We start from the raw sequence: 19,324 nt of genomic DNA, 5'->3' as shown, positions 1-19,324 counted from the left end.
GTTCAGAACAGATCGGTATTGGACGTGATCATCTGCGGTGGGGATTCGAGAGAAACATTCGAGATGTCATCGGCAGCCGGCTCCCCCCTGCTCCGGCCACGTGACGATGCCACCGATGCACTGACCGAGGCCCACTTGATATACGCAACCAGTTCCTCAGGGGAATGCGCCCTGATGAGGCCGACTGATTCCTGGTTTGCGAACTTGAGCAGTTCGGGCGCATTGTAATCCGATTCATCTCCAATGGCAATGGCAAGCCTGACCGCCTTGATGCCCCAGGGGATCTTCCCGAGGTCAGCGATAGCTGCATCATACTCCTCGCGGGGATCGGTGCAGAAACCATCTGAGATGAGGATGCAGACCGGCGGGAGTCCCCGGCGGGGCATGCGTTCTATGGAAAGTTCCCCGGCGAGAAGACGGAGCGCTTTTGCCGTTGCGGTAAGGCCGCTTGTTTCCAGTTCGGGCCAGACAAATTCATTAAGGGGAACCGCGTCGGGTCCGACATGCCAGGATGCATCGTCAGAGAATTTTATTGCCCGCATCCGGATATCGACCTGCGGGTACGCTGCGACCGCTTTCTGGATCTCAGGAAGTGCCTCGCGGATGGCCTGGTTGAGCGTTGCAATCTTCTTGCCCCGCATCGAGTCAGAGCAGTCGGCAAGCCAGAAGAAGTGCAGCTGTTTGCGTGCTACCTGACCGTCAGGAATTGGTATGGTATCCTCGATAAAAATTCCCCCTTGCACTAGGTACACAATCTATCCGGTAACATTATAAGATCACCGTTTGAGGGATCGTTTGCGGCAGGAATAATATACTCCGGTTCTGATCCGACTGCAAAAAAAGATAAATTGATGAGGTTACTGCTGGGTTGGGACAGCGCTCTTGATCATCGCCTTGACCGGTTCCGGCAGATTCATCCCGTCAAGAACTGAGGGAAGGATGCTCATGATGACCTGCTGGCCCTGTGCTGTTGCGGCAAAATTCTTAAGCAGGGTCATTCCGTCCGGTGTCGCAAGGAAATTCTTTACTGCAGTCTGCCCTTCCGGTGTTGCTATGAAACCGGCAACCGATCCGCCGATTCCGCCCAGATTTCCAAAGTCCATGTTAATTCACTCCTTATACTGTTTTCTCTACATGTGGGCGATATTTGTTCTTAAACGTGTGGGAGATATCGTGGCGGAATGGTGTAGGACCGCAAGGACCATGAGGTCTTGTGCCGATGGGGGTAACACCCGCCCGCAAAAAAAGAAGGATGGGGGGTAGGGGCTGCCTCATGTCCGCAAGGCCATGGGGGGTACTCCCACCCATTCGTACGATCGGCCACCCCCTCCTTCATCAGAGTACGGAGGGGGATCCCTCCGTTCGTCGGAGGCTCCACGCGGAGCATACGTCCCGGTGCTGGAACAAAGGAGGTAGTCCCCCCTCATGCCAAGAGAGGTGGGGGGAGGGGTCCCCGGCTTTACAAAAGTTGGTCGGGAGAGGGGGTGCCCCAGATCCCGCGTGGATCTCAGGTCGCCCCAACCTATCACTGAGATCGATCGGTCCGATCAATTTTTTTGCGGTGCGGGAGGTAGGGGGGGTTACCGATTTTTTGGAGGTCGGGGTTACCCCCGGGCTTTTTCCGGAATTGTCCGCTCGCGACCGGAAATTTTCAAAGAAAAGTCCGGGTGGCTGTATGTAACGAGTTGCCGGGCTTTGGAAACGAATCCAGAGGATGGGGGCTGTCGCCCCCATAACCCCACGAGCGAGGAGTGCCGCCGCCCCCGACGGGGCGCCCCCGCAGCGGAACAGGGTGGGATCAACCGCACTTGCCCAGCGAGGGCCCGGCAGGCGCCCGAGCGACTCCCTGTATCAGCAGGGAGAGGGAAGAATCGCATTGATGGATCGCCATTCCTGGATCTCAATAAGAGAAACCTGACCTTGATGATTTTTGCTTCTGAAGGAAATGTTACAAAACAGTTGTTGAAAGTGTTGTATTGGAATCGAACAATATCGAAAGATCTGATTAATATGGATGGATACTATTAAATTTTTCAAATCTCCAATTATCAATTACACTTGTCCTAATAACAAATAAACTTTAATTGCGTGAATAGTATATACCATGATTTAAGCCGAAATGGTTTGGTTAATTTATATATCCCTGTAGCCTTCAGGGGAATCCTTACAACTTCTTGAGTGCCTGCACGACCTTTCCGACAGATTCCTGCGCATCGCCGTATAGCAACCGTGTATTGTCCCGGTAGAACAGGTCGTTTTCAATCCCGGCAAAGCCCTTCCCTTGGCCACGCTTGAGGACAATCACGTTCTTGGCCTGCTCCACGTCAAGGATGGGCATGCCGTAGAGCGGACTTCCCTGCCGGTGGGAGGCCGGGTTGACCGTGTCGTTTGCCCCAATCACGAGCACCACATCAGTGCCGGCAAACTCCGGGTTGATCTCGTCCCGGTCGAAGAGCCGGTCATAGGCAACCCCTGCTTCGGCAAGGAGTACGTTCATGTGCCCGGGCATCCGTCCGGCAACCGGGTGGATTGCAAACTTCACCGGGATGTTCCTGCTTTCGAGAAGGTCAGTGAGTTCCTTTACCTTCTGCTGGGCCTGGGCAACTGCCATGCCATAGCCAGGGGCAATAATCACCTTGTTTGCATAGGCGAGCATCACGGCAACGTCATTTGCCTCGACCGGCTTCATGCTGCCCTGGATCGAATGACTGTCTTCCTCGGTCGCGCCGAATGCGCCGAAGAAGACGTTGGTAATCGAGCGGTTCATCGCCTTTGCCATCTGGAGGGTTAAGAGCGAACCCGCTGCGCCAACAATGATACCCGCGATCACCATCGCGTAGTTGGGGGTTGCGAACGAGAACCCGTCGAGTGCGACCGCAAGGCCGGTGGCCGCGTTGTACATCGAGATCACGACCGGCATGTCAGCCCCGCCGATCGGAAGTGTCATGAGGACACCGAAAATGAGCGAGAGGACAAAGAACAGCAGGAGGTACATTGGGACGCCGAATGGGAGCCAGGCCGGGGTGAGGATAATAAACGCCCCGGAAAGGATGGCCAGCACGAGGATTGCCGTATTCACAACCTGCTGGCCCGGGAAGGTGACCGGCCGCGGCCGCATCCAGCCCTGTAATTTCATGAATGCGATGATGCTGCCCGCAAATGAGACGGCCCCGATGATGCCACCGATGATAGCAAGGGAGCTTGTTGCATCAATGGTACGAAGGAGTTCGACAGCCGAGATGCCGGCTGCCGCCCCGCCGCCCATGCCGTTGAAAAGGGCGACCATCTGGGGCATGCCGGTCATCGCGACCTTCTTTGCCGCGATGTATCCGAAACCGCCGCCGATGACGATCCCTATGGCAATCAGAGCGAAATTGGTAAGGTTTGTGGTCAGGAAGGTCGCGAGCGTCGCAATCAGCATCGCGGCACCAGCCCAGACTATCCCGCTGCGGGCAGTGAGCGGGTGGCTCATCCGGTGCAGGCCGATGATGAAGAAGAAGATGGTCGCGATATAGACAGGGTCGATGATCCAGGAGAGGTCGATCATTTCAGGCCTCCTTCTTTTTGTTTCTTCCCGCTGCGGTCAAACATCTGGAGGATCCTTTCTGTCACGACATAGCCACCGGTCACGTTTGCTGCCCCGAGGACAACTGCTATAAAACCGATGGCCTGTTCGAGCGGGGTCGTAGCAAGGCCGAGCGCGACCATGGCGCCGATGAGCACGATCCCGTGGATAAAGTTCGAGCCGCTCATCAGCGGCGTGTGGAGGATGACAGGGACCCGGCTGATCACGAAATAGCCGGCGAATGCGGCGAGCATTGCGATGAAGACCGCGGTCCAGAGCAGGGTGGTATCGATCATGGTTTGGTCCCCCCGAGGAGATCGCGTGTCGGCTGGTGATGGACCTGCCCCGCATGCACGAGGAGGCTTGCAGCGAGGATCTCGTCGGTAAACCCGGTCACGAGTGCCCCGTCCTTATCGATGAGGAGCGAGAGGAATGACTGCAGGTTCTTCGCGTACATCTGGCTTGCATGGAACGGCACCCGGGCCGGGAGGTTCTGCGGGCCGATGATGGTAACGCCGTGCTCATGGATCGTTTTTCCTGCCTGCGTCAGTTCGCAGTTGCCACCTGTCTCGGCTGCCATATCGATGATAACTGCACCAGAATGCATCGTAGCAACGGTCTCCCGGGTGACAAGCACCGGTGCCCTGCGGCCGGGAATCGCGGCGGTCGTGATGACAATATCTGCCCGGGCGACTGCGGCAGAAACCATCTCCTGCTCCTTTGCCTTTTCTTCGGGCGTGAGCTCGCGCGCGTAGCCGCCCTGGCCTTCGGCATTGATCTCGAGTTCGAGGAACTTTGCGCCAAGGCTCCTCACCTGTTCGCCCGCGGCCCGCCGGACATCGTAGGCCTCGACAAGGGCCCCGAGCCGCTTTGCTGTGGCAATCGCCATGAGGCCGGCGATGCCGGCACCAAGGACAAGAACCGTTGAGGGCCGGATCGTGCCTGCGGCGGTTGTCAGCATCGGCAGGAATTTCGGGCAGTTCTCAGCACCAAGGATAACCGCGACATACCCGCCGGCCGTTGCCTGCGAGCTGAGCGCATCCATGCTCTGGGCGCGGGAGATCCGCGGGACCAGTTCGAGAGCAAAAGCGGTAATTTTCCGGTCACGCATCCTTTTTATTGCTTCAAGGTTGTTTGCGGGATTCATGAACCCGATCACAATCGTTCCTTCCTCAAGCGCTTCGACATCTGCGGCTGTCGGCGGCTGGACGCGCAGCACGATCCTTGCTCCGTCAAGCAACATGGCCCGTTCGGGCATGATTTTTGCCCCTGCTGCCTCAAACGCGGCGTCAGGATAGTATGCCCCTGCACCTGCGTCATGCTCGACCCGTACCTCGCAGCCGGATTTTGTAAAGTTCCGGACCGCGTCCGGCACGGTCGCCACCCGCTGTTCCCCGAAGGTGAGTTCTCTGGGGACGGCAATCACGATGGGGGACGTCATATCTCCCACCTCGCCTGTACAGTCGTATCAGGATAAAACAAGTACTTCACTCCATGGATAATCTGCGATTGTATCCTACGAATTGAACCTACAACTTCTTTATTTTACGCACCCGGACGGCCACGCCACGCCGGGATCCTCTCATCTCTGCCGCCGGCATCGCCGCCTTTCCTGTAGCCAGCGCCTTTGGCCCGACCACAAGCACCTCGTCCCCTTCGCGAATGACGGGATCGGCGTCCACTACGCCCGGGACCAGCACGTCCCCTTCGGGCACAAAGTCGCTGATGGTCACCCGGTATCCCTGCGGGAGCAGGCCCCAGCCCTCGAATGTCGGGCGGAGCAGGCCGGTGCCGGTGTCAATTGAGAAAAGCTGCTGGTTGTTCTTCGCGTAGAAAAGTTCCGGGAAGTGGCCCCGGGAAAGCATGCTTCTCGTGTCCACATCGCACCCGAACTGGTATGAGAGCATACCGTGGAGCCGGTCGTCTTTTACCCGGCGCTCGCAGTCGAGGGCCCGGCTGAGCCGGACAAGGGCCTCCTCCCCGGCGGGACGGTCCCGGCAGGAGTACTCGAGCGGGATGCCGCACCGCTCTGCCGCCATCTCCGCAACTTTGAGCGCACCGCCTTCGAGATGGGCGATCACGCGGTCATAGGGATGCAGCGAGAGATAGCGGGAGAGGATATCCGAGATGTATGCGCACTCCTCCGCGTCCCAGTAGCCGGTAACCGGGACATCGTAGTGCATGGCCGGGTACACGCATTCGAGCTCCCGGGGGACAAGACCAAGCGGGGAGGTGACGATCAGCTCGTGGGCCCGGCCCGCGATCGCCTGCTGGAACCTGCGGTGGCTTTGCGAGAGCGAGTAGGGTTTCTTTGCCGAGCAGGGCAGGAGGACGGCAACCGTTGCCTTCGGCGGCTGGTACCGGGTGAGGAGGCGTTCTGCAAACCGTCTTACTTCGACACGCTGCATCGATTCCCCGGAGTTTGCCCGCATCACACCGCTGCGTGCAACAGGGGAGTACGGTTCGGACCACGCATAATCCTGGTCGAGATGGCGCATGATGGCAACGTGGTTTGCGTTCATCCGGCACCGGGCCTCCACGAGCTCGCGGAGTTTTTGCTGCCCGATGAAATACCGGGCGAGCGCAACCTCGTGCTCCAGCGCGAGCCGGTTGTGCAGGTTCAGGTCGCCACTCCGGCAGCCCTCGCAGCCGCAGAGACCGGCCGTCTGAGCTCCTGCTGCAAACTCGCCTTCGGGCGTGCAGAAGAGCCTCTGCGCGGATGCGAGATCAACACCGGTATAATCGAAGAGCCCGAATCCTGTGTGGCAGAGGATATGGACGTTCGAGGGGAGGGCTGCGGCCGGCGTGTACCATAGGGTATCGGGCGGAGTTTTCTCCCGGAGTGCCTTGAGCCAGGCGACGTACTGCCGGGGGTTCGCGAGCGCCGTGTGCCAGTTTGCGGCCATCACGACATCCCCGCCTGCAGCCGGGTTTTCTAACGCCGGGTGGATGGTGACCGGTTGGCCGGTGCCCGTGGGAACATAGGCAGCGGCAAATGCCGACGGGGCGGAAAGCGGGACGTTGGTACCGGCCCGCGAATCGAGCGCGGGGAAGAGGTCCGCCGTATCGAGCACGGCAGGGAAGGGCACCGGTGATCCCGGCAGCCCCTCACCGGTCATAAGACCGGCCCGGGCAAGCCCGTCTCGCTTTTTGATATCGAATCGGATCATTCGACCAGCTCCGCCACATCCCCGGCCTCGTCGCAGAAGATCTCCTGCCATCTGGCAAGGCCCGAGACCGAGATCCTGCTCCATTTATGGCTCTCGGCAAGCACCCGGATGCCCCGGCACCCCTGGCGTACCATAGCTGAGTCCCATGGGGGGATCTCGGTCGGGCCGATGGGGAATGTCTCTTTTAATCCCGGCGGGTAGGGCCCGAACGGCGGTTTGAAGAAGAGCACGTCGTCATAGCCCTCGCGGTGCCCGGAATCGCAGGCAACCAGAACGTTTTTTCCGAGACGCAGACGGGCCAGCTGCCGCTGGTACCGGAGCACCTCGGTACGGGCGCAGCTCTCATCGCCCCGGTAAAAGAACCGGCGCTTGGAGGCCCGGTCGAAGGCTTCGAGTTCTGTATTGTGCCCGAGCAGTTCCCGGTAACCGGCGAGAAGCTGGGGGTGGTTCCGGCACCGGTCGTCCACGAGTTCCCAGAGCGTCCCGTCCGCGATCGCCTGACGGATCCGGGCGATCTCGGCGAGGGTAACGGCGAGGTTGTGGAGCGCGAGAAGCCGGGTCCGATCTTTTGCGGTTCGAAGTTCTTCAGCTGTATGGCTCCGGCAGACCGAACAGGCACAGGGCAGGTCAGTGAGTTCGTCGATTTTGAAACTCCCATGAGTAGTGAGGTACCGCCCCTCCTTTGCGTAGAGCGCGTACGCGGCCGAGTCGAAGAGATCGCAGCCCATCGCTGCGGCGAGCGCGAACATCGTCGGGTGGCCCGCCCCGAAAAGATGAACGCATGCAGAGCGGGGGATCGTCCGCTTCGCGGCCATGATCACGTCGACGAGATCCCGGTACCGGTAGGCCTCCATGAGGGGCACAACCGCACCGATGGGGCAAAAAGCAAAGCCGAGGTCACCGACTGCTTTTCCTGCCTGTTCGCGGAGGTCAGGGAAGATCCCGCCCTGCACCGGCCCGGCGAGCGGCGCATCATTCCCGAAGAGTTCCTTTGCCTCACGGAGACGTTCCATGGTTATTGCGAGTTCCCGTTCAGCTGTAATCCGGTCGGCATCCGGGGAGGTCGGGAGGTCAAGCGGTACCCAGATGTCGCTTCCGATTGCCCGCTGGTAGGAAAGTGTCTCCTCGTTCGTGAACGAGACTTCGCCATAGACCGAGAGCTGGAACGACCCCGAGTCGGTCATGATCAGGCCGTCAAAGTCGAGCAGCCGGTGCAGCCCCTCTTCCTTTACCCGCTCGCTGTACTGCCTGCTCTGGGAGAAGATGTAAGCGTTGGTGATGAGAGCCTCAACCCCCATGGCCCGGAGTTCTTTTGGGGTTACGAGCATCAGGTGGGGGTTGATGACCGGCAGCAGGGCGGGGGTCCGGATCATTTTTTTTCCGGCCCCCAGTTTTCCGGTGCGCCCTGCAATATCGCTGTCCAGACTCTCGAAGGTGATCGCCATACCTGCGGGGTACTCCTGTTCCTAGTTGATTGGCGGTCTGGTCTGTTAAACCGATCCCTTAAACGAACCCGTAAATATCTGGCCTTCGAAGGTAAGGATCTCCATGTTATCCTTTGTCCAGCAGGAACGGGGCAGCCCGGCCTTTTCGCAGGTATGTTCGAGGAAAGTCTTCGCGTCCCAGCCGTACTCGGTTGCCACTTGGGGGAGCAGAAGACCGCTTGTGCCAAAGCCCCGGGCGATAAGGCCGTGACGCCCGACCTCCACATGGGCCGGGCGGTCCTGCGGGGCACATTCGAGGGTTAAGGGGACAGTAAGCACAGTCACCTCAAAGTCAAGGGAGCCAAGCTCGTTTTTTCCGACCCCGGGAAACCGGGGGTCTTCAAGAGCTGCCGCAACGGCGGCATCCTCAATAGCATCGCCAAGCGGCATGACCGGGTAGGGAAACCCGATGCAGCCCCGGAGCTGACCCTCCCTGGTCAGGGTCACAAAAACCCCGCGTTTTTCGCCAAAGACCGGTGTCAGTTTAACCATTGGTTTTGGTTTTTTCGCAATCGTATATTCAATGGCCCCCCGGGCGAGCCGGACGGCAAGTAACCCTTCATCGGGAGTCAGCAGTTGCATGATGCATACCTCTTTTCTGTGACACTTTCCGCAGGGCCCGTTTAATTAGTTATCCTTCACGGGAGCCGCAAAAAGGCGTATCCGTGCACTTCAAACGGTGCTATTATTAAGGCCCGTTCACGCATATGTTGTCGTGAGAGGGAGAGAGCGGCTGACGGTAGCCTTTGTGCTGCTGAGGAAAGTCCCCCCACCCACCGGGCACGCAGCCATACGCAAGTATGGGTGGCGAGAGTCACGGCAATGGCACAGAAACGACACGGCCTGTTCCCAGTCATGATGCGGCTGAGCCCCCCGGGGCAAGAAGTGCGGGCAACCGCGCGAGTAACCCGCTGAGCGCTTTAACGGAACAGGATACGATGAAACGGCGAATCCCTGCGGGTGCAAGCCAGAACAGGGCAATGGATCGCTCGGTATCCGCCCGGGTATGGCGCAGAGCTGAATGCCGCATGAACAGAAGGAGGCTTACTCCTCCCACTCACTATTCTTATCCTGAAATGTTCTAGGCGCCTGTCCGGAAGGTTTTTGCTGGTTCCCTGGTACGGGCAGGTTGGACCGGCGGTTGTACCCGGGCTGGATAAAAGGAGGACAGAACGTTTATGGCAGGGCATATCGGGGCATCCTGACTGCAAAAATTGTTTCACTCAACGACGGGATATCCCATGGCACGGGTAAGGGGACGATCGGTCAGATCAGGAAGTAGATGATGATGAACGGGATCCTTAATAATAGCCTTGTGGGCAGGGCGGTCTTTATCCTGTCTCTGGTGGTTGTGGCCGCAGTGGCAGCTCTTGCGGTGCAGGCCGTCATCGGCCTTGCTGCCGCACAGGTCCACACGGCGCAGTACTGTCATTTCTGGTGCAGCGAGTACGGCCAGTGCTTCTGGGTCTGTGATTAGGACCAGTCCCTGTACCGGATCCTTATGTCCGGTCCGGGAGCCGATCCTCCCGGAATAAACAAAATGGATATCCCCCCCTTCATTTTGAGCAGAGGGGGGGGTAGGCGGTGGCCAATTTTGAGATCGATCGGTCCGATCATTTTTTTTGTGGAGCATGAAGCGGAGGGGAGGGGGGTATGCCTTCATCGTTTGTGTTGAGGGTGACCCCGACCAATTTTGAAATTGGCCGGACCGATCGATTCTGAAAACGATCGGACCGACCACTCCGTCTCGTCTGAAATTCCAGTGGAAACACACATTATAGTACTGGAATGTGAGCGGTCGCCCCGATCAATTTTGAAAACGATCGGTCCGATCATTTTTTTTGCGGACCGCAGAGTGGGGAGGAGGGGAGTGCCTGATTTTTTTGAAGCCGGGGGTGGGGGCGATCATTTCTGGAAATTGCCGGGTCGCGAGCTGAACTTTTCTCAGAATCTTCAGCAGCTGAGCCGCTCTTTTCCAGAATCTTTAGCCCTTAGTCCGGACTTTTCCGGAAATCTTTGGGTCTGGCCGAAAGATCCGGATAGTGAGGTGGGGATATCGTGGGGGCTGTTGCCCACATTCCCACGGACGAGGAGAGCAGCCGCCCCCGACGGGGCGCCCCCGCGGCGGATCAAGGTGTGTTTTCTCGTACTCATATTTGCCCGGCCGTGCCTGTGACGGGCCACGAGGCGGAGAGAGGTCGTAATAACCTGTCACTAAAATAGTGGGGATGACTACTTAGCAAAATTTAGACCATCGCGTGGAGCCACGTCCCACCCGGCCTAGATCTTCTCATAATATTTCATCGGCCCGCAGGCACCGCATTTCCCGTCAACAACCAGGTAATCCGGCACGGTCTCGCCGCAGGTCGGGCACGTCACCGGCTGCCAGGCCTCCTTGATCTTCACCGGTACCCGGACCTTCTCGTACGAGAGGATTTTCCGCCCGGCACGAAAGATCTGCTCCTGGAGATTCGTTCCCATCGTGTGCTTGTTGAACGTGAGGCTGTTCGCGAACCAGATATCAATGACCGGGAACTGCCGGATCTTTTGGGGATCGACATAGACCCGGATCCCATCCGTGGTGGGTTTGTCCGAGGCCCGATTCATGGTGAGGGCAAACCTCCCGATGGGGACCACCTTCAGCCGTCCGTTCCCGGTGGTGGCATGGGCTATCACCTGAGGTGCATCGGGAAGGCACTTGGGGGTCTCGCAGACCGAGAAGAGCTTTTCCCCGGGCTGTGCACCCAGCAGTTCGAGTGCGTAGTCCACCATGAATGCGCCGATAAGAAGACCCGGTGCAGGTGACGAGTGGAATTGTGCACACCGGGAAAGGTACGTGCTCACCGGTTCAGAAACCCCGCAGGCCTTGATGCGGGCGTCAAAATCCTCATTATCGTGACGGTATCCTTTTTCCATGAATATCATGGGGTTGAATTCCAATAAATAGTATATTTTTTGTTTTCAGCTGGCATTTGGCATCTGTAATTATATCTGAATTCTCTGTATGATTTAATAGATATGAATGTGCTTTTCAAAAGGTTTATTAATTTCAGTAAACCAACGATCAATTGGTAAAAAATATATTAACTTTTAATCGGAGTGTGATGTGCATGGCGTTTTCAGTACATGTAAACATTAACCGGTGCACCGGGTGCGGGAACTGCGTGGTTGCCTGCCCGGTGAATGCGATCGAGCTCTATACGTTCGACCCGGTGACGAAGGAGAAGATCTACCATGTCAAGGACGGGAAATCGATCAGCCTTGACGTGAAGATGGAACTCTGCGCAGGCTGCGGTGTGTGTGTCGGAGCCTGCCCGTACAAGGTGATCACCCTTTCCGGAAGGGGAGAGACCGGAGCCCTTGGCATGGTGTAAGGATTGGTGAACAGGCCATGACAAAAATTACCCTGAACATGATCACCCAGCGCTCGATCGAGGAAGGGGCCGCAATGGAGAAGGGCAAGACCAACCCCGACTACTTCGAAGCCTGCTCGATCTGCGAGATGAACCCCGAAGACATGAAGAAACTGGGCATCTGGAGAAACACCAATGTCCGCGTCACGAGCGAATGTGGCAGTGTCATCGTGAAGGCCATCGAGCCCACCCAGTACTGCCCGCCCGGCCTTGCCCACATCCGGCAGGGAGTCTGGGCAAACCAGGTCGTGCCGCCCCGGACCCAGTCCACCGGTACCCCCCAGTACAGCGGGTTCCCGGTGACAATCGAACCGGCAATGGATGAAAAACTCAAGACCGCCCTCGAGCTCGTGCAGGGTTCGGTCGGGCTCTGGAAAGGGGGGAAATAAGTTATGCCAAAACTGATCAAAGGTGTCGGATGCCCGTACTGCGGGTCGTCCTGCGACGATGTCGAGATCCTTGTGTCCGACGACGAGACCCAGATCCTTGAAGTCCACAACGCGTGCATTATCGGAAACAACCTCTTCCACCACGCAAACGACCCCACCCGCCCGCGGCTCCCGCGGATGCGCCAGCCCGACGGCTCCATGAAGGAGATCCCGTACGACGAGGCGATCGACTGGATGGCAAGAACCATGCTCGCCGCAAAAAAGCCCCTCATCTACGGCTTTGGCTCCACCAACTGCGAGGGCATGAGCGCGGTTGGCCGCATTGCCGAGAAGTCCGGCGCGGTGCTCGACAACTGCGCCACCATCTGCCACGGCCCCTCGTTCCTTGCAATCTTCGACAACGGCTACCCGAGCTGCACGCTCGGCGAGGCCAAGAACCGTGCCGATGTCGTGGTATTCTGGGGCTGCAACCCGATGCACGCCCACCCCCGCCACACCTCCCGGTACTCGATCTTCCCCCGCGGCTACTTCACCGCGAAGGGCCAGATGCAGCGGACGGTCATCAGCGTCGACCCGCGCCAGACCGATACCGCAAAACTCGCCGACGTCCACCTCATGCTCGACCAAGGCCACGATTACGAGCTCTTCGACGCATTCCGGACCGTACTCCGGGGCTATGACATCCCCGACAAGGTAGCCGGTATCGACAAGGAGACGATCAAGAAATCTGTCGAGATCATGAAGAAGGCCCGCTTCTGCATGATCTTCTTCGGCATGGGCTGCACCCACACGGATGGCCGCAACCACAACATCGATGCCGCCATCAGCCTGACCCGTGATCTCAACTCCCACACCAAGTGCTCGATCATGGCGATGCGGGGCCACTACAATATCGCCGGCCCCGGCCAGGTCTGGTCATGGCAGTTTGGGTTCCCGTACTGTATCGACCTCTCCAAAGGCACCCACGCACACATGAACCCGGGCGAGACGAGCTCCGTTGACCTTGCGATGAGGGACGAAGTGGACTGCTTTGTCAATGTCGGTACCGACGCAGGCGCCCACTTCCCCATTCAGGCAGTCCAGCACTTGAAGAAGCACCCGTTCATCGCGGTGGACCCCAACTTCTGCATGGCAAGCGAGATCGCAGACCTCCACATACCGGTCAGGATCGCCGGCGTCGATGAACCGGGCGTCGTCTACCGGATGGACAACGTCCCGATCCAGTTCAAGGCCGTTCTCAAGGGCCTGCCGGGCGTACCAAGCGACGAGGAACTCTTCGACCGGGTCTACGAGCGGATGTGCGAACTGACCAACACGGAACCCATCTGGCTTGCCGCAAAGGAGAACCGGAAATACCCGCATAACACCAACACGGCGGTGAGCTGAAATGTCATCAGGAGAAATTCTCGTCAGGGGAGGATTTGTTATCGATCCGTCACGGAAGATCGATGGCGATGTCGGCGATGTTGCCATAAAAGATGGCAAGATCGTCGACAAGGTCAGCTCGTCGGCCAGGGTCATCGACGCGAAGGGCAAACTCGTCATGGCCGGCGGGGTAGATGTCCACGCCCACGTGGCCGGACCCAAGGTCAATGTCGGCCGCCTGATGCGCCCCGAGGACAAGCTCTTGTCAGGAACTTCCCGGAGTGCGATGGCACAGAAGAACGGCTACCGCATGGAATCCGGCTTCTCGATCCCAAGCACCTTCAAGACCGGGTACGACTATGCCCGGATGGGCTATGGCTTCGTCATGGAAGCCGCGATGCCCCCGATCCACTCCCCGCATGTTCATGAGGAGATCCACGACACCCCAATCATCGATGAGGCGGCGCTGCCGGTCTTTGGTAACAACTGGTTTGTCATGGACTACTTAAAGAAGGGCGAAGTCGAGAACACGGCAGCCTATATCGCCTGGCTCCTCAAGGCCACGAAGGGCTTTGGTGTCAAGTGCGTCAACCCCGGCGGCACCGCAGCCTGGGGCTGGGGGCTCAACTGCCTCAGCCTTGACGATGTCGTCCCGTACTTCGAGATCACGCCCCGTGAGATCATCACCGGTCTCCTCAAGGCAAACGAGTACCTCGGCCTCCCTCATTCGATGCATATCCACCAGAACAACCTTGGTAACCCCGGCAACTACCAGCTCACCCTTGAATCGCTGAAGATCGCCGAGAGTGTCAAGCCGAAGAATAAGTTCGGCCGCGAACAGGTCATGCACTCCACCCACCTCCAGTTTCACTCGTATGGAGGGGACAGCTGGGCGAACTTCGAGTCCAAGGCAAAGGAAGTCATGGACTACGTGAACAGGAACAAGGCGATCACGGTCGATACCGGGAACGTCACCCTTGACGAGACCACCACGATGACTGCCGACGGCCCCTTCGAGCACCACCTCAACGGCCTCAACCACTTAAAATGGGCCAATGTCGATGTCGAGATGGAGACCGCTGCGGGTGTCGTCCCGTACGTCTACGACCCGAATATCAAGGTCTGCGACATCCAGTGGGCAATCGGCCTGGAACTTGCCCTCTTTGCAAAGGACATGAACCGGACCTTCATCACCACCGACCACCCGAACGCAGGGCCGTTTACCCGGTACCCCCGCGTCATCAAGTGGCTCATGAGCAAGAAGGCCCGTGAAGCGGTGCTCGACTCGTTCAAGCACAAGGACAAGGTCATCGACGCCACGAACCTTCACGGGATCGACCGTGAACTCACCCTCTACGAGATCGCCCAGATGACCCGCTCCGGTCCGGCCAGATGTCTCGGCCTCAGTAACTTCTACGGTGGCCTTGCGCCCGGCATGATCGCCGATGTTGCTGTCTTTGACCTCGACTACAGAAACATGCCCTCCGATCCCGAAAAGATCGAGTCTGCGTTCCAGCGGGCGGCCTGCTTTGTCAAATCCGGCGAGATCGTGGTCAAAGATGGCGAAGTCCTCGGCCACGGCCACAAGAAGACCGTCTGGGTCAATGTCAACATGCCCGAGAACCCGCAGGTGAAGCGCGATATTACGCAGAGTTTCACCACGGACTACACGGTCCAGCTGGAGAACTACTCGGTGAAAGACTACCTCGCCCCGCACCCGTTCGTCATCAACGTCGATGTGGAGGCCTGAGGTGCGATCATGGCAACAGTCACGTTAAAACCCACGAAGGTCCCCGAGCTGATGCTCGAGGGCTACAGCATCACCCCCGATACCTTTTCCGGCAAGACGCCGGCTCAGATCGCAGCGCTCCCTGCCCACGAAGGGAAGATCCACGTCACGCTCGGGGACTACTTTGAGGTCTCCGGTTCTCCGGGAGCCACAGCGGCAGACACGGATATCGTGATCGCCGGGGACGCATCCCGCGTAAAGTACATCGGTTCCAAGATGACCGCCGGGACGGTCACGGTCAACGGCAACGCGGACATGTATGTCGGCGGCTGGATGAAAGGCGGAAAAATCCGTGTCACCGGCAACGTCGACTCCTTCTGCGGGATCCAGATGGAAGGCGGAGAGCTCCTCGTTGACGGGGATGCCAAAAACCATGTCGGCTGCGCATACCGCGGCGACTGGAGAGGCATGAAGGGCGGTACGATCCGGATCAGGGGCAGTGCCGGTAACGACATCGGTACCTTCATGCTCGGCGGCACCATTATCATCGAGAAGGATGCATTCATCCACGTCTCCACCCATGCGGAAGGCGGCACCGTTGTCATCAAGGGGGATGTCGAAGGACGTGTCGGCGGCCAGATGGTCAAGGGCGACATGTACGTGCTCGGGAATATTAAGTACATGATGCCTGGTTACCAGAAAACCGAGCGGGTCGAGAAGGAGATCGATGGTGCAAAGTACACCTTCGACCACTATATCGGCGACCTCGGCGAGCGCCACCCCAAGGTCAAGGGTAAGGAAGTCTTCGCCAACCTGTACCTGAAAGCGGCATGACTAGCCCCGTACGTCATCACACACAGACGTCCGGACCGGCCGTAACCCCTTTTTTTGTAAAATCCCGGTCCGGAACATGAGTATCTTTAAGAGGATTGTATGAACGATATCGGCAATGCATTCATCAAAGGTACGCGGTACCCGGATTTTTCCACGGTCGACCTTGTCCTCCGTGTTCCGGAACCGCCCCATGAACTCCCGGTCCGGGAAGGGCAGACCGTCATCAAACTTCCCAGCCCGAAAAAATTCAAGGTGCCGGACATTCCGGTCAGGACGGCAATCGAAGGCTGGGAACCGGTCGGATTCTTTACCCGTTCGTCTATCACCCTGAAGGAACTCTCGTTCCTTCTCTGGTGCACACAGGGGTTCAAGCGGACCGTGGCAGAGACGATCCAGCTGCGGAATATCCCGTCGAGCGGTTCCCGGTACCCGATCGAGACCTACTTTGTTGCAAGCGATGTGGATGGGCTTGAGACGGGACTCTATCGCTACCTCCCGAAATCTCACCGCATCGTGGCCGAACGGATCGATTCCGGCCTGACGCTGGAGATGAGCACTGCAAGCATGAACTTCAAGATTGTGACAAGGGCTGCGGTCACGTTCCTCTGGGTTGCAATTCCCTACCGGACGGTCTGGGCGATCGGCAGCCGCGGTTACCGCAGCGCATTCATCGAGGCCGGCCACACCTGCCAGAACCTGATCATGGCAGCGTCCTGCTTCGGGTACGAGGTCTGCCCCATGGACTTCTTCCATGACGAGATGATGGTAAAACTGGCAAACCTCGATCCGGAGACCCAGTGGCCGGTCTACCTTGCGGCAGTGGGGAAAGCAGGGAAGAATGTCACGCTGGGCTAGGGCGCCGCTTTGTCGTCACAAAAAGACCGGTTTCCTACCCGTTCGTTTATCCATGACTATTGAAAAATGGCTGCGGTGGATTCTCAAGTTAGAATAAGTCCAGGAATCCTGTTTTTAAAACAGGAACGTAAAAACGGCCCCTGCTCTGGGAAAACCGTCAGGGCAGATCAGCACTTGTCAGGAAGGAACCTGTTACTGAACGTTACCGGCAAATGGATTGAACTGTTCCGCTTTTAGTTCTTAACTGTCCCCGCCGCCCCGGCACCGGGTACCTGTTTCCGGATCTCCTCGCGGAGTTTCCCGAAGTGAATCTCGTCCAGCTGTTCGGAAAGCAGCCTCCCGCTCCACGCCCGGCGGTATACCCAGTCGATGATCTTCTCTATGGCAAAGAGGACCTGTTCTTCTGTGTCCACGGTCATGAGCTCCCTGCCGATCTTCGGGTGGCGCCCCCGGCGTCCGCCAACTGTGATGAGGTAATGGTGGTGTGCCAACTTGAGCAGGTTGAACGAGCAGGACTTGACGCACATGCCACACTGGATGCACTTATCCTCATCCAGCTCTGAGATCCCGTTCCTGATCTTTATGGCATTCTCCTTGCAGTAATAGACACAGGAGCCGCAGCCGGTGCAGAGCCCGGGCGTCCGGATCGGTCGGATCCTCCCGATGATGCCGATCTCGTTGAGCATAGGACTCGTGCAGGCATTGGGGCATCCCGAGAGCGCAATGCGCATCTTGACCGGCATCACTTTCCCGAAGAGTTTCTCATCGATCCTTTTTGCAAGGCTGATGGTATCGATATTCGCGTATTTACAGCGCTCAGCCCCGGGGCAGGAGATAATGTTCACGACCTCATCTTTCTCCGAGCCGACCGGTGTCCCGTTCTTTTCGAGTTGCCGGGCCAGTCGCTTGAGCCGGGCAGGATCGACATGCGGGATCTCGATGGTCTGGCGGGTGGTACAGTGGACGACACCCGTCCCGTATTTCTTTGCGATGGTTGCAATACCCCGGAGCTGATCAGTAGTGAGGAGCCCGGCCGGTGCCCGGATACGGACCGTGGAGAGATCGGGATCCCGCTCGGTGATGATACCTCCTTTCATGTGAATGCCAAACTCATGCTGCATTTATAGTACTGGTAAGATTCGTGGTTATTAAGGATGGGCTTATGGCATGCGGGGGCTGGAGAGTAAAAGATCCGCAGTTGCCCTGAATGGATCATCCGGAAGGCCGCCGGGATGCCTGGCCCGGTATGCTCCCGGACTGACTTTCCCGCACAGCCTGAACATTTCTCGTCGGGTATGGATGCCCCTTGCATAGAACAGCATCTGCGTGATGCCGGCAGGATAGTGGCGTTTTGAAGATTTTCTTCCCTCGACGCTTCCGTGTATGGTACCTGTGGGCGTACGAGGAGATGATTTATCTCAATACGAAAAATGGCGTAATGCAAATATAATGAATGATACCGGAACGGGTATCGTCATCAGGTACTCTTATTTTTCCAGCTATCCTGGTACCAGGCATTGATGGTCTCAAACGTTCCGGTCGCCTCCGCAATCCGGACTGCGATGAGGTGCCAGCAGAGTTTTTGCCGGAAGGCAAAGTCCCGGCATGTGCAGACATTTTCAGAGACTACGTGTTCACCGGTCGATCCGGCGACAACAAAGAAATCAAGGTATTTTTTTATCAGGTGGCGGTCGATGGCGTCAAGTGCCTTTGCTCCCCGTGACCCGTACTCTGCGACGATCCCGACGCGAAGTGCATCGTCCAGCACTTTTTTCTCGCACAGCTGCTGCCAGAGATCCTTCATGGGTATACGGACAAGAGCGGCGGATCATCAATATACTGCCAGCCGCGCTGTGCCGCAAGGCGTTTCATGGCCGGCGCCTCGAGCGCGTAATGGGTCGACTCGATGCAGGGAAGCGGCGCCGCCCGGGCTACCGAATGTTTCATTTCGGCAGAGAGAAACGCATCGGCCCCGAGCCGGTGCGCCTCTGATAGATATTCCGGATCAAATCCGCTGCCGGCCACGATCGCGAGCCGCCGGCATGCTGAAAGATTCCCCCATATACGGAGGTTACCGCCGATGCGCTCCGCAATACCGGAGAGCGGAAGCGCGCAGGTACCGATCGCGCCGAGGGTCATCGGTTCACAGTCAGAAAGGCCGAGGAGTTCACAGAGCGCATCGTTGACACCCCCCGCCGCGTGATCAAAATTCGTGTGCATCACGTACACGTTCAGCCCCGCGGAGAGAATCTCCTTCATAAGGATGGCGGTCCGCCCGGTCAAAGCGGTAAGCGGCGTCCATATCGGCGTATGGTGCACGACGAGCATGTCGGCGCCTGATGCGACAGCCTGCCGGACTACTGCGGGTGTCGCGTCCAGCGCGCAGCAGATAGTTCCTATCTCCGGTCTTCCTTCCACCACGAGCCCAATCCTCCCGGCATCGAATTCCTCCGCAAGGGCTGGGGGCGCAAATATTTCCATCTCCTCTGTAAAGGCGTGCAGGTGCATATACAGGTATAT

At 58.1% G+C, this 19,324-nt stretch carries 19 protein-coding genes and 1 other RNA gene; 8 read left to right on the top strand and 12 right to left on the bottom strand.

Features of this window, described 5'->3' with window-relative positions; genetic code table 11:
- Positions 1 to 2 precede the first annotated feature (2 nt).
- From ACLQMU_RS01170 to ACLQMU_RS01135, 8 genes are all read right to left on the bottom strand, one after another.
- Positions 3 to 752 carry a vWA domain-containing protein gene (locus tag ACLQMU_RS01170; protein WP_443673500.1) on the bottom strand — a complete coding sequence of 250 codons (750 nt, stop codon included), beginning with the start codon at positions 750 to 752 and terminating at the stop codon, positions 3 to 5.
- 105 nt (positions 753 to 857) lie between these two features.
- Complete coding sequence (locus ACLQMU_RS01165) at positions 858 to 1,103, bottom strand: hypothetical protein (protein ID WP_422148370.1); 246 nt, start codon at positions 1,101 to 1,103, stop codon at positions 858 to 860.
- A 1,061-nt stretch (positions 1,104 to 2,164) separates the two neighbouring features.
- Positions 2,165 to 3,547 carry an NAD(P)(+) transhydrogenase (Re/Si-specific) subunit beta gene (locus ACLQMU_RS01160; RefSeq protein ID WP_424039892.1) on the bottom strand — a complete coding sequence of 461 codons (1,383 nt, stop codon included), beginning with the start codon at positions 3,545 to 3,547 and terminating at the stop codon, positions 2,165 to 2,167.
- On the bottom strand, positions 3,544 to 3,861 hold the full coding sequence (locus ACLQMU_RS01155) for an NAD(P) transhydrogenase subunit alpha (protein ID WP_422148774.1): 318 nt from the start codon (positions 3,859 to 3,861) through the stop codon (positions 3,544 to 3,546). The genes ACLQMU_RS01160 and ACLQMU_RS01155 overlap by 4 nt, the downstream gene beginning before the upstream one ends.
- The gene (locus ACLQMU_RS01150; protein WP_424039893.1) at positions 3,858 to 5,006 is read right to left on the bottom strand and encodes a Re/Si-specific NAD(P)(+) transhydrogenase subunit alpha; all 1,149 of its coding nucleotides are present in this window, start codon (positions 5,004 to 5,006) and stop codon (positions 3,858 to 3,860) included. The genes ACLQMU_RS01155 and ACLQMU_RS01150 overlap by 4 nt, the downstream gene beginning before the upstream one ends.
- Before the next feature lie 88 nt (positions 5,007 to 5,094).
- Positions 5,095 to 6,735 (bottom strand): archaeosine synthase subunit alpha, encoded by a 1,641-nt coding sequence (arcS, locus tag ACLQMU_RS01145; protein ID WP_422148772.1) that lies wholly within the window; start codon positions 6,733 to 6,735, stop codon positions 5,095 to 5,097.
- A complete protein-coding gene (tgtA, locus tag ACLQMU_RS01140) occupies positions 6,732 to 8,180 on the bottom strand; it encodes a tRNA guanosine(15) transglycosylase TgtA (protein ID WP_422148771.1) in 1,449 nt (482 codons plus the stop codon). The genes arcS and tgtA overlap by 4 nt, the downstream gene beginning before the upstream one ends.
- A 45-nt stretch (positions 8,181 to 8,225) precedes the next feature.
- Positions 8,226 to 8,801 carry a TIGR00296 family protein gene (locus ACLQMU_RS01135; RefSeq protein WP_422148770.1) on the bottom strand — a complete coding sequence of 192 codons (576 nt, stop codon included), beginning with the start codon at positions 8,799 to 8,801 and terminating at the stop codon, positions 8,226 to 8,228.
- 135 nt (positions 8,802 to 8,936) lie between these two features.
- Here ACLQMU_RS01135 and rnpB point away from each other — a divergent pair.
- Both rnpB and ACLQMU_RS01125 read left to right on the top strand, forming a co-directional pair.
- Positions 8,937 to 9,278, top strand: an RNA gene (gene rnpB / locus ACLQMU_RS01130) — RNase P RNA component.
- 223 nt (positions 9,279 to 9,501) lie between these two features.
- A complete protein-coding gene (locus ACLQMU_RS01125; RefSeq protein ID WP_422148769.1) occupies positions 9,502 to 9,696 on the top strand; it encodes a hypothetical protein in 195 nt (64 codons plus the stop codon).
- A gap of 803 nt (positions 9,697 to 10,499) precedes the next feature.
- Here the strand turns inward: ACLQMU_RS01125 and ACLQMU_RS01120 are convergent.
- Positions 10,500 to 11,135, bottom strand: coding sequence for an FmdE family protein (locus tag ACLQMU_RS01120; protein WP_424039896.1), 636 nt, complete (start codon positions 11,133 to 11,135; stop codon positions 10,500 to 10,502).
- Between the two features lie 194 nt (positions 11,136 to 11,329).
- On the opposite strand from ACLQMU_RS01120, the gene ACLQMU_RS01115 reads away from it, so the two are divergent.
- The 6 genes from ACLQMU_RS01115 to ACLQMU_RS01090 all read left to right on the top strand — a co-directional run bounded on the left by ACLQMU_RS01115 (position 11,330) and on the right by ACLQMU_RS01090 (position 16,804).
- Positions 11,330 to 11,593 (top strand): 4Fe-4S binding protein, encoded by a 264-nt coding sequence (locus ACLQMU_RS01115; RefSeq protein ID WP_424039897.1) that lies wholly within the window; start codon positions 11,330 to 11,332, stop codon positions 11,591 to 11,593.
- A 17-nt stretch (positions 11,594 to 11,610) separates the two neighbouring features.
- Positions 11,611 to 12,021 (top strand): molybdopterin dinucleotide binding domain-containing protein, encoded by a 411-nt coding sequence (locus ACLQMU_RS01110; RefSeq protein WP_422148766.1) that lies wholly within the window; start codon positions 11,611 to 11,613, stop codon positions 12,019 to 12,021.
- Positions 12,022 to 12,024: 3 nt separating this feature from the next.
- On the top strand, positions 12,025 to 13,407 hold the full coding sequence (locus tag ACLQMU_RS01105) for a formylmethanofuran dehydrogenase subunit B (RefSeq protein ID WP_424039899.1): 1,383 nt from the start codon (positions 12,025 to 12,027) through the stop codon (positions 13,405 to 13,407).
- A gap of 1 nt (position 13,408) precedes the next feature.
- Positions 13,409 to 15,136: a formylmethanofuran dehydrogenase subunit A gene (locus ACLQMU_RS01100; RefSeq protein ID WP_422148305.1), complete on the top strand. Its 1,728-nt coding sequence runs from the start codon at positions 13,409 to 13,411 to the stop codon at positions 15,134 to 15,136.
- Positions 15,137 to 15,145: 9 nt separating this feature from the next.
- Entirely contained in the window at positions 15,146 to 15,949 is an 804-nt protein-coding gene (locus ACLQMU_RS01095) for a formylmethanofuran dehydrogenase subunit C (RefSeq protein ID WP_422148304.1), read from the top strand.
- A 99-nt stretch (positions 15,950 to 16,048) separates the two neighbouring features.
- Complete coding sequence (locus tag ACLQMU_RS01090; protein ID WP_422148303.1) at positions 16,049 to 16,804, top strand: SagB/ThcOx family dehydrogenase; 756 nt, start codon at positions 16,049 to 16,051, stop codon at positions 16,802 to 16,804.
- A 233-nt stretch (positions 16,805 to 17,037) separates the two neighbouring features.
- Here the strand turns inward: ACLQMU_RS01090 and ACLQMU_RS01085 are convergent, their stop codons facing one another.
- From ACLQMU_RS01085 to ACLQMU_RS01075, 3 genes are all read right to left on the bottom strand, one after another.
- Positions 17,038 to 17,925 (bottom strand): 4Fe-4S binding protein, encoded by an 888-nt coding sequence (locus ACLQMU_RS01085; protein ID WP_422148302.1) that lies wholly within the window; start codon positions 17,923 to 17,925, stop codon positions 17,038 to 17,040.
- Positions 17,926 to 18,281: 356 nt separating this feature from the next.
- A complete protein-coding gene (locus ACLQMU_RS01080) occupies positions 18,282 to 18,608 on the bottom strand; it encodes an SWIM zinc finger family protein (protein WP_422148301.1) in 327 nt (108 codons plus the stop codon).
- The gene (locus tag ACLQMU_RS01075) at positions 18,605 to 19,312 is read right to left on the bottom strand and encodes a Nif3-like dinuclear metal center hexameric protein (RefSeq protein WP_424039901.1); all 708 of its coding nucleotides are present in this window, start codon (positions 19,310 to 19,312) and stop codon (positions 18,605 to 18,607) included. Before ACLQMU_RS01075 ends, ACLQMU_RS01080 begins: the two co-directional genes overlap by 4 nt.
- Positions 19,313 to 19,324: the final 12 nt, after the last annotated feature.

This window comes from Methanoregula sp. (genome assembly GCF_052325125.1).
Lineage (GTDB): Archaea > Halobacteriota > Methanomicrobia > Methanomicrobiales > Methanospirillaceae > Methanoregula.
This window is presented reverse-complemented; position numbering and strand designations above follow the sequence as displayed.

Excerpts from the sequence above, each read along its gene's own strand:
- ACLQMU_RS01150 (WP_424039893.1), bottom strand. The coding sequence starts at position 5,006 with ATGACGTCCCCCATCGTGATTGCCGTCCCCAGAGAACTCACCTTCGGG.
- ACLQMU_RS01165 (WP_422148370.1), bottom strand. The coding sequence starts at position 1,103 with ATGGACTTTGGAAATCTGGGCGGAATCGGCGGATCGGTTGCCGGTTTC.
- tgtA (WP_422148771.1), bottom strand. The coding sequence starts at position 8,180 with ATGGCGATCACCTTCGAGAGTCTGGACAGCGATATTGCAGGGCGCACC.
- ACLQMU_RS01105 (WP_424039899.1), top strand. The coding sequence starts at position 12,025 with ATGCCAAAACTGATCAAAGGTGTCGGATGCCCGTACTGCGGGTCGTCC.
- ACLQMU_RS01125 (WP_422148769.1), top strand. The coding sequence starts at position 9,502 with ATGATGATGAACGGGATCCTTAATAATAGCCTTGTGGGCAGGGCGGTC.
- ACLQMU_RS01120 (WP_424039896.1), bottom strand. The coding sequence starts at position 11,135 with ATGGAAAAAGGATACCGTCACGATAATGAGGATTTTGACGCCCGCATC.
- ACLQMU_RS01095 (WP_422148304.1), top strand. The coding sequence starts at position 15,146 with ATGGCAACAGTCACGTTAAAACCCACGAAGGTCCCCGAGCTGATGCTC.
- ACLQMU_RS01075 (WP_424039901.1), bottom strand. The coding sequence starts at position 19,312 with ATGCACCTGCACGCCTTTACAGAGGAGATGGAAATATTTGCGCCCCCA.
- ACLQMU_RS01160 (WP_424039892.1), bottom strand. The coding sequence starts at position 3,547 with ATGATCGACCTCTCCTGGATCATCGACCCTGTCTATATCGCGACCATC.
- ACLQMU_RS01085 (WP_422148302.1), bottom strand. The coding sequence starts at position 17,925 with ATGCAGCATGAGTTTGGCATTCACATGAAAGGAGGTATCATCACCGAG.
- ACLQMU_RS01100 (WP_422148305.1), top strand. The coding sequence starts at position 13,409 with ATGTCATCAGGAGAAATTCTCGTCAGGGGAGGATTTGTTATCGATCCG.
- ACLQMU_RS01080 (WP_422148301.1), bottom strand. The coding sequence starts at position 18,608 with ATGAAGGATCTCTGGCAGCAGCTGTGCGAGAAAAAAGTGCTGGACGAT.
- ACLQMU_RS01090 (WP_422148303.1), top strand. The coding sequence starts at position 16,049 with ATGAACGATATCGGCAATGCATTCATCAAAGGTACGCGGTACCCGGAT.
- ACLQMU_RS01135 (WP_422148770.1), bottom strand. The coding sequence starts at position 8,801 with ATGCAACTGCTGACTCCCGATGAAGGGTTACTTGCCGTCCGGCTCGCC.
- ACLQMU_RS01110 (WP_422148766.1), top strand. The coding sequence starts at position 11,611 with ATGACAAAAATTACCCTGAACATGATCACCCAGCGCTCGATCGAGGAA.
- arcS (WP_422148772.1), bottom strand. The coding sequence starts at position 6,735 with ATGATCCGATTCGATATCAAAAAGCGAGACGGGCTTGCCCGGGCCGGT.
- ACLQMU_RS01155 (WP_422148774.1), bottom strand. The coding sequence starts at position 3,861 with ATGATCGATACCACCCTGCTCTGGACCGCGGTCTTCATCGCAATGCTC.
- ACLQMU_RS01115 (WP_424039897.1), top strand. The coding sequence starts at position 11,330 with ATGGCGTTTTCAGTACATGTAAACATTAACCGGTGCACCGGGTGCGGG.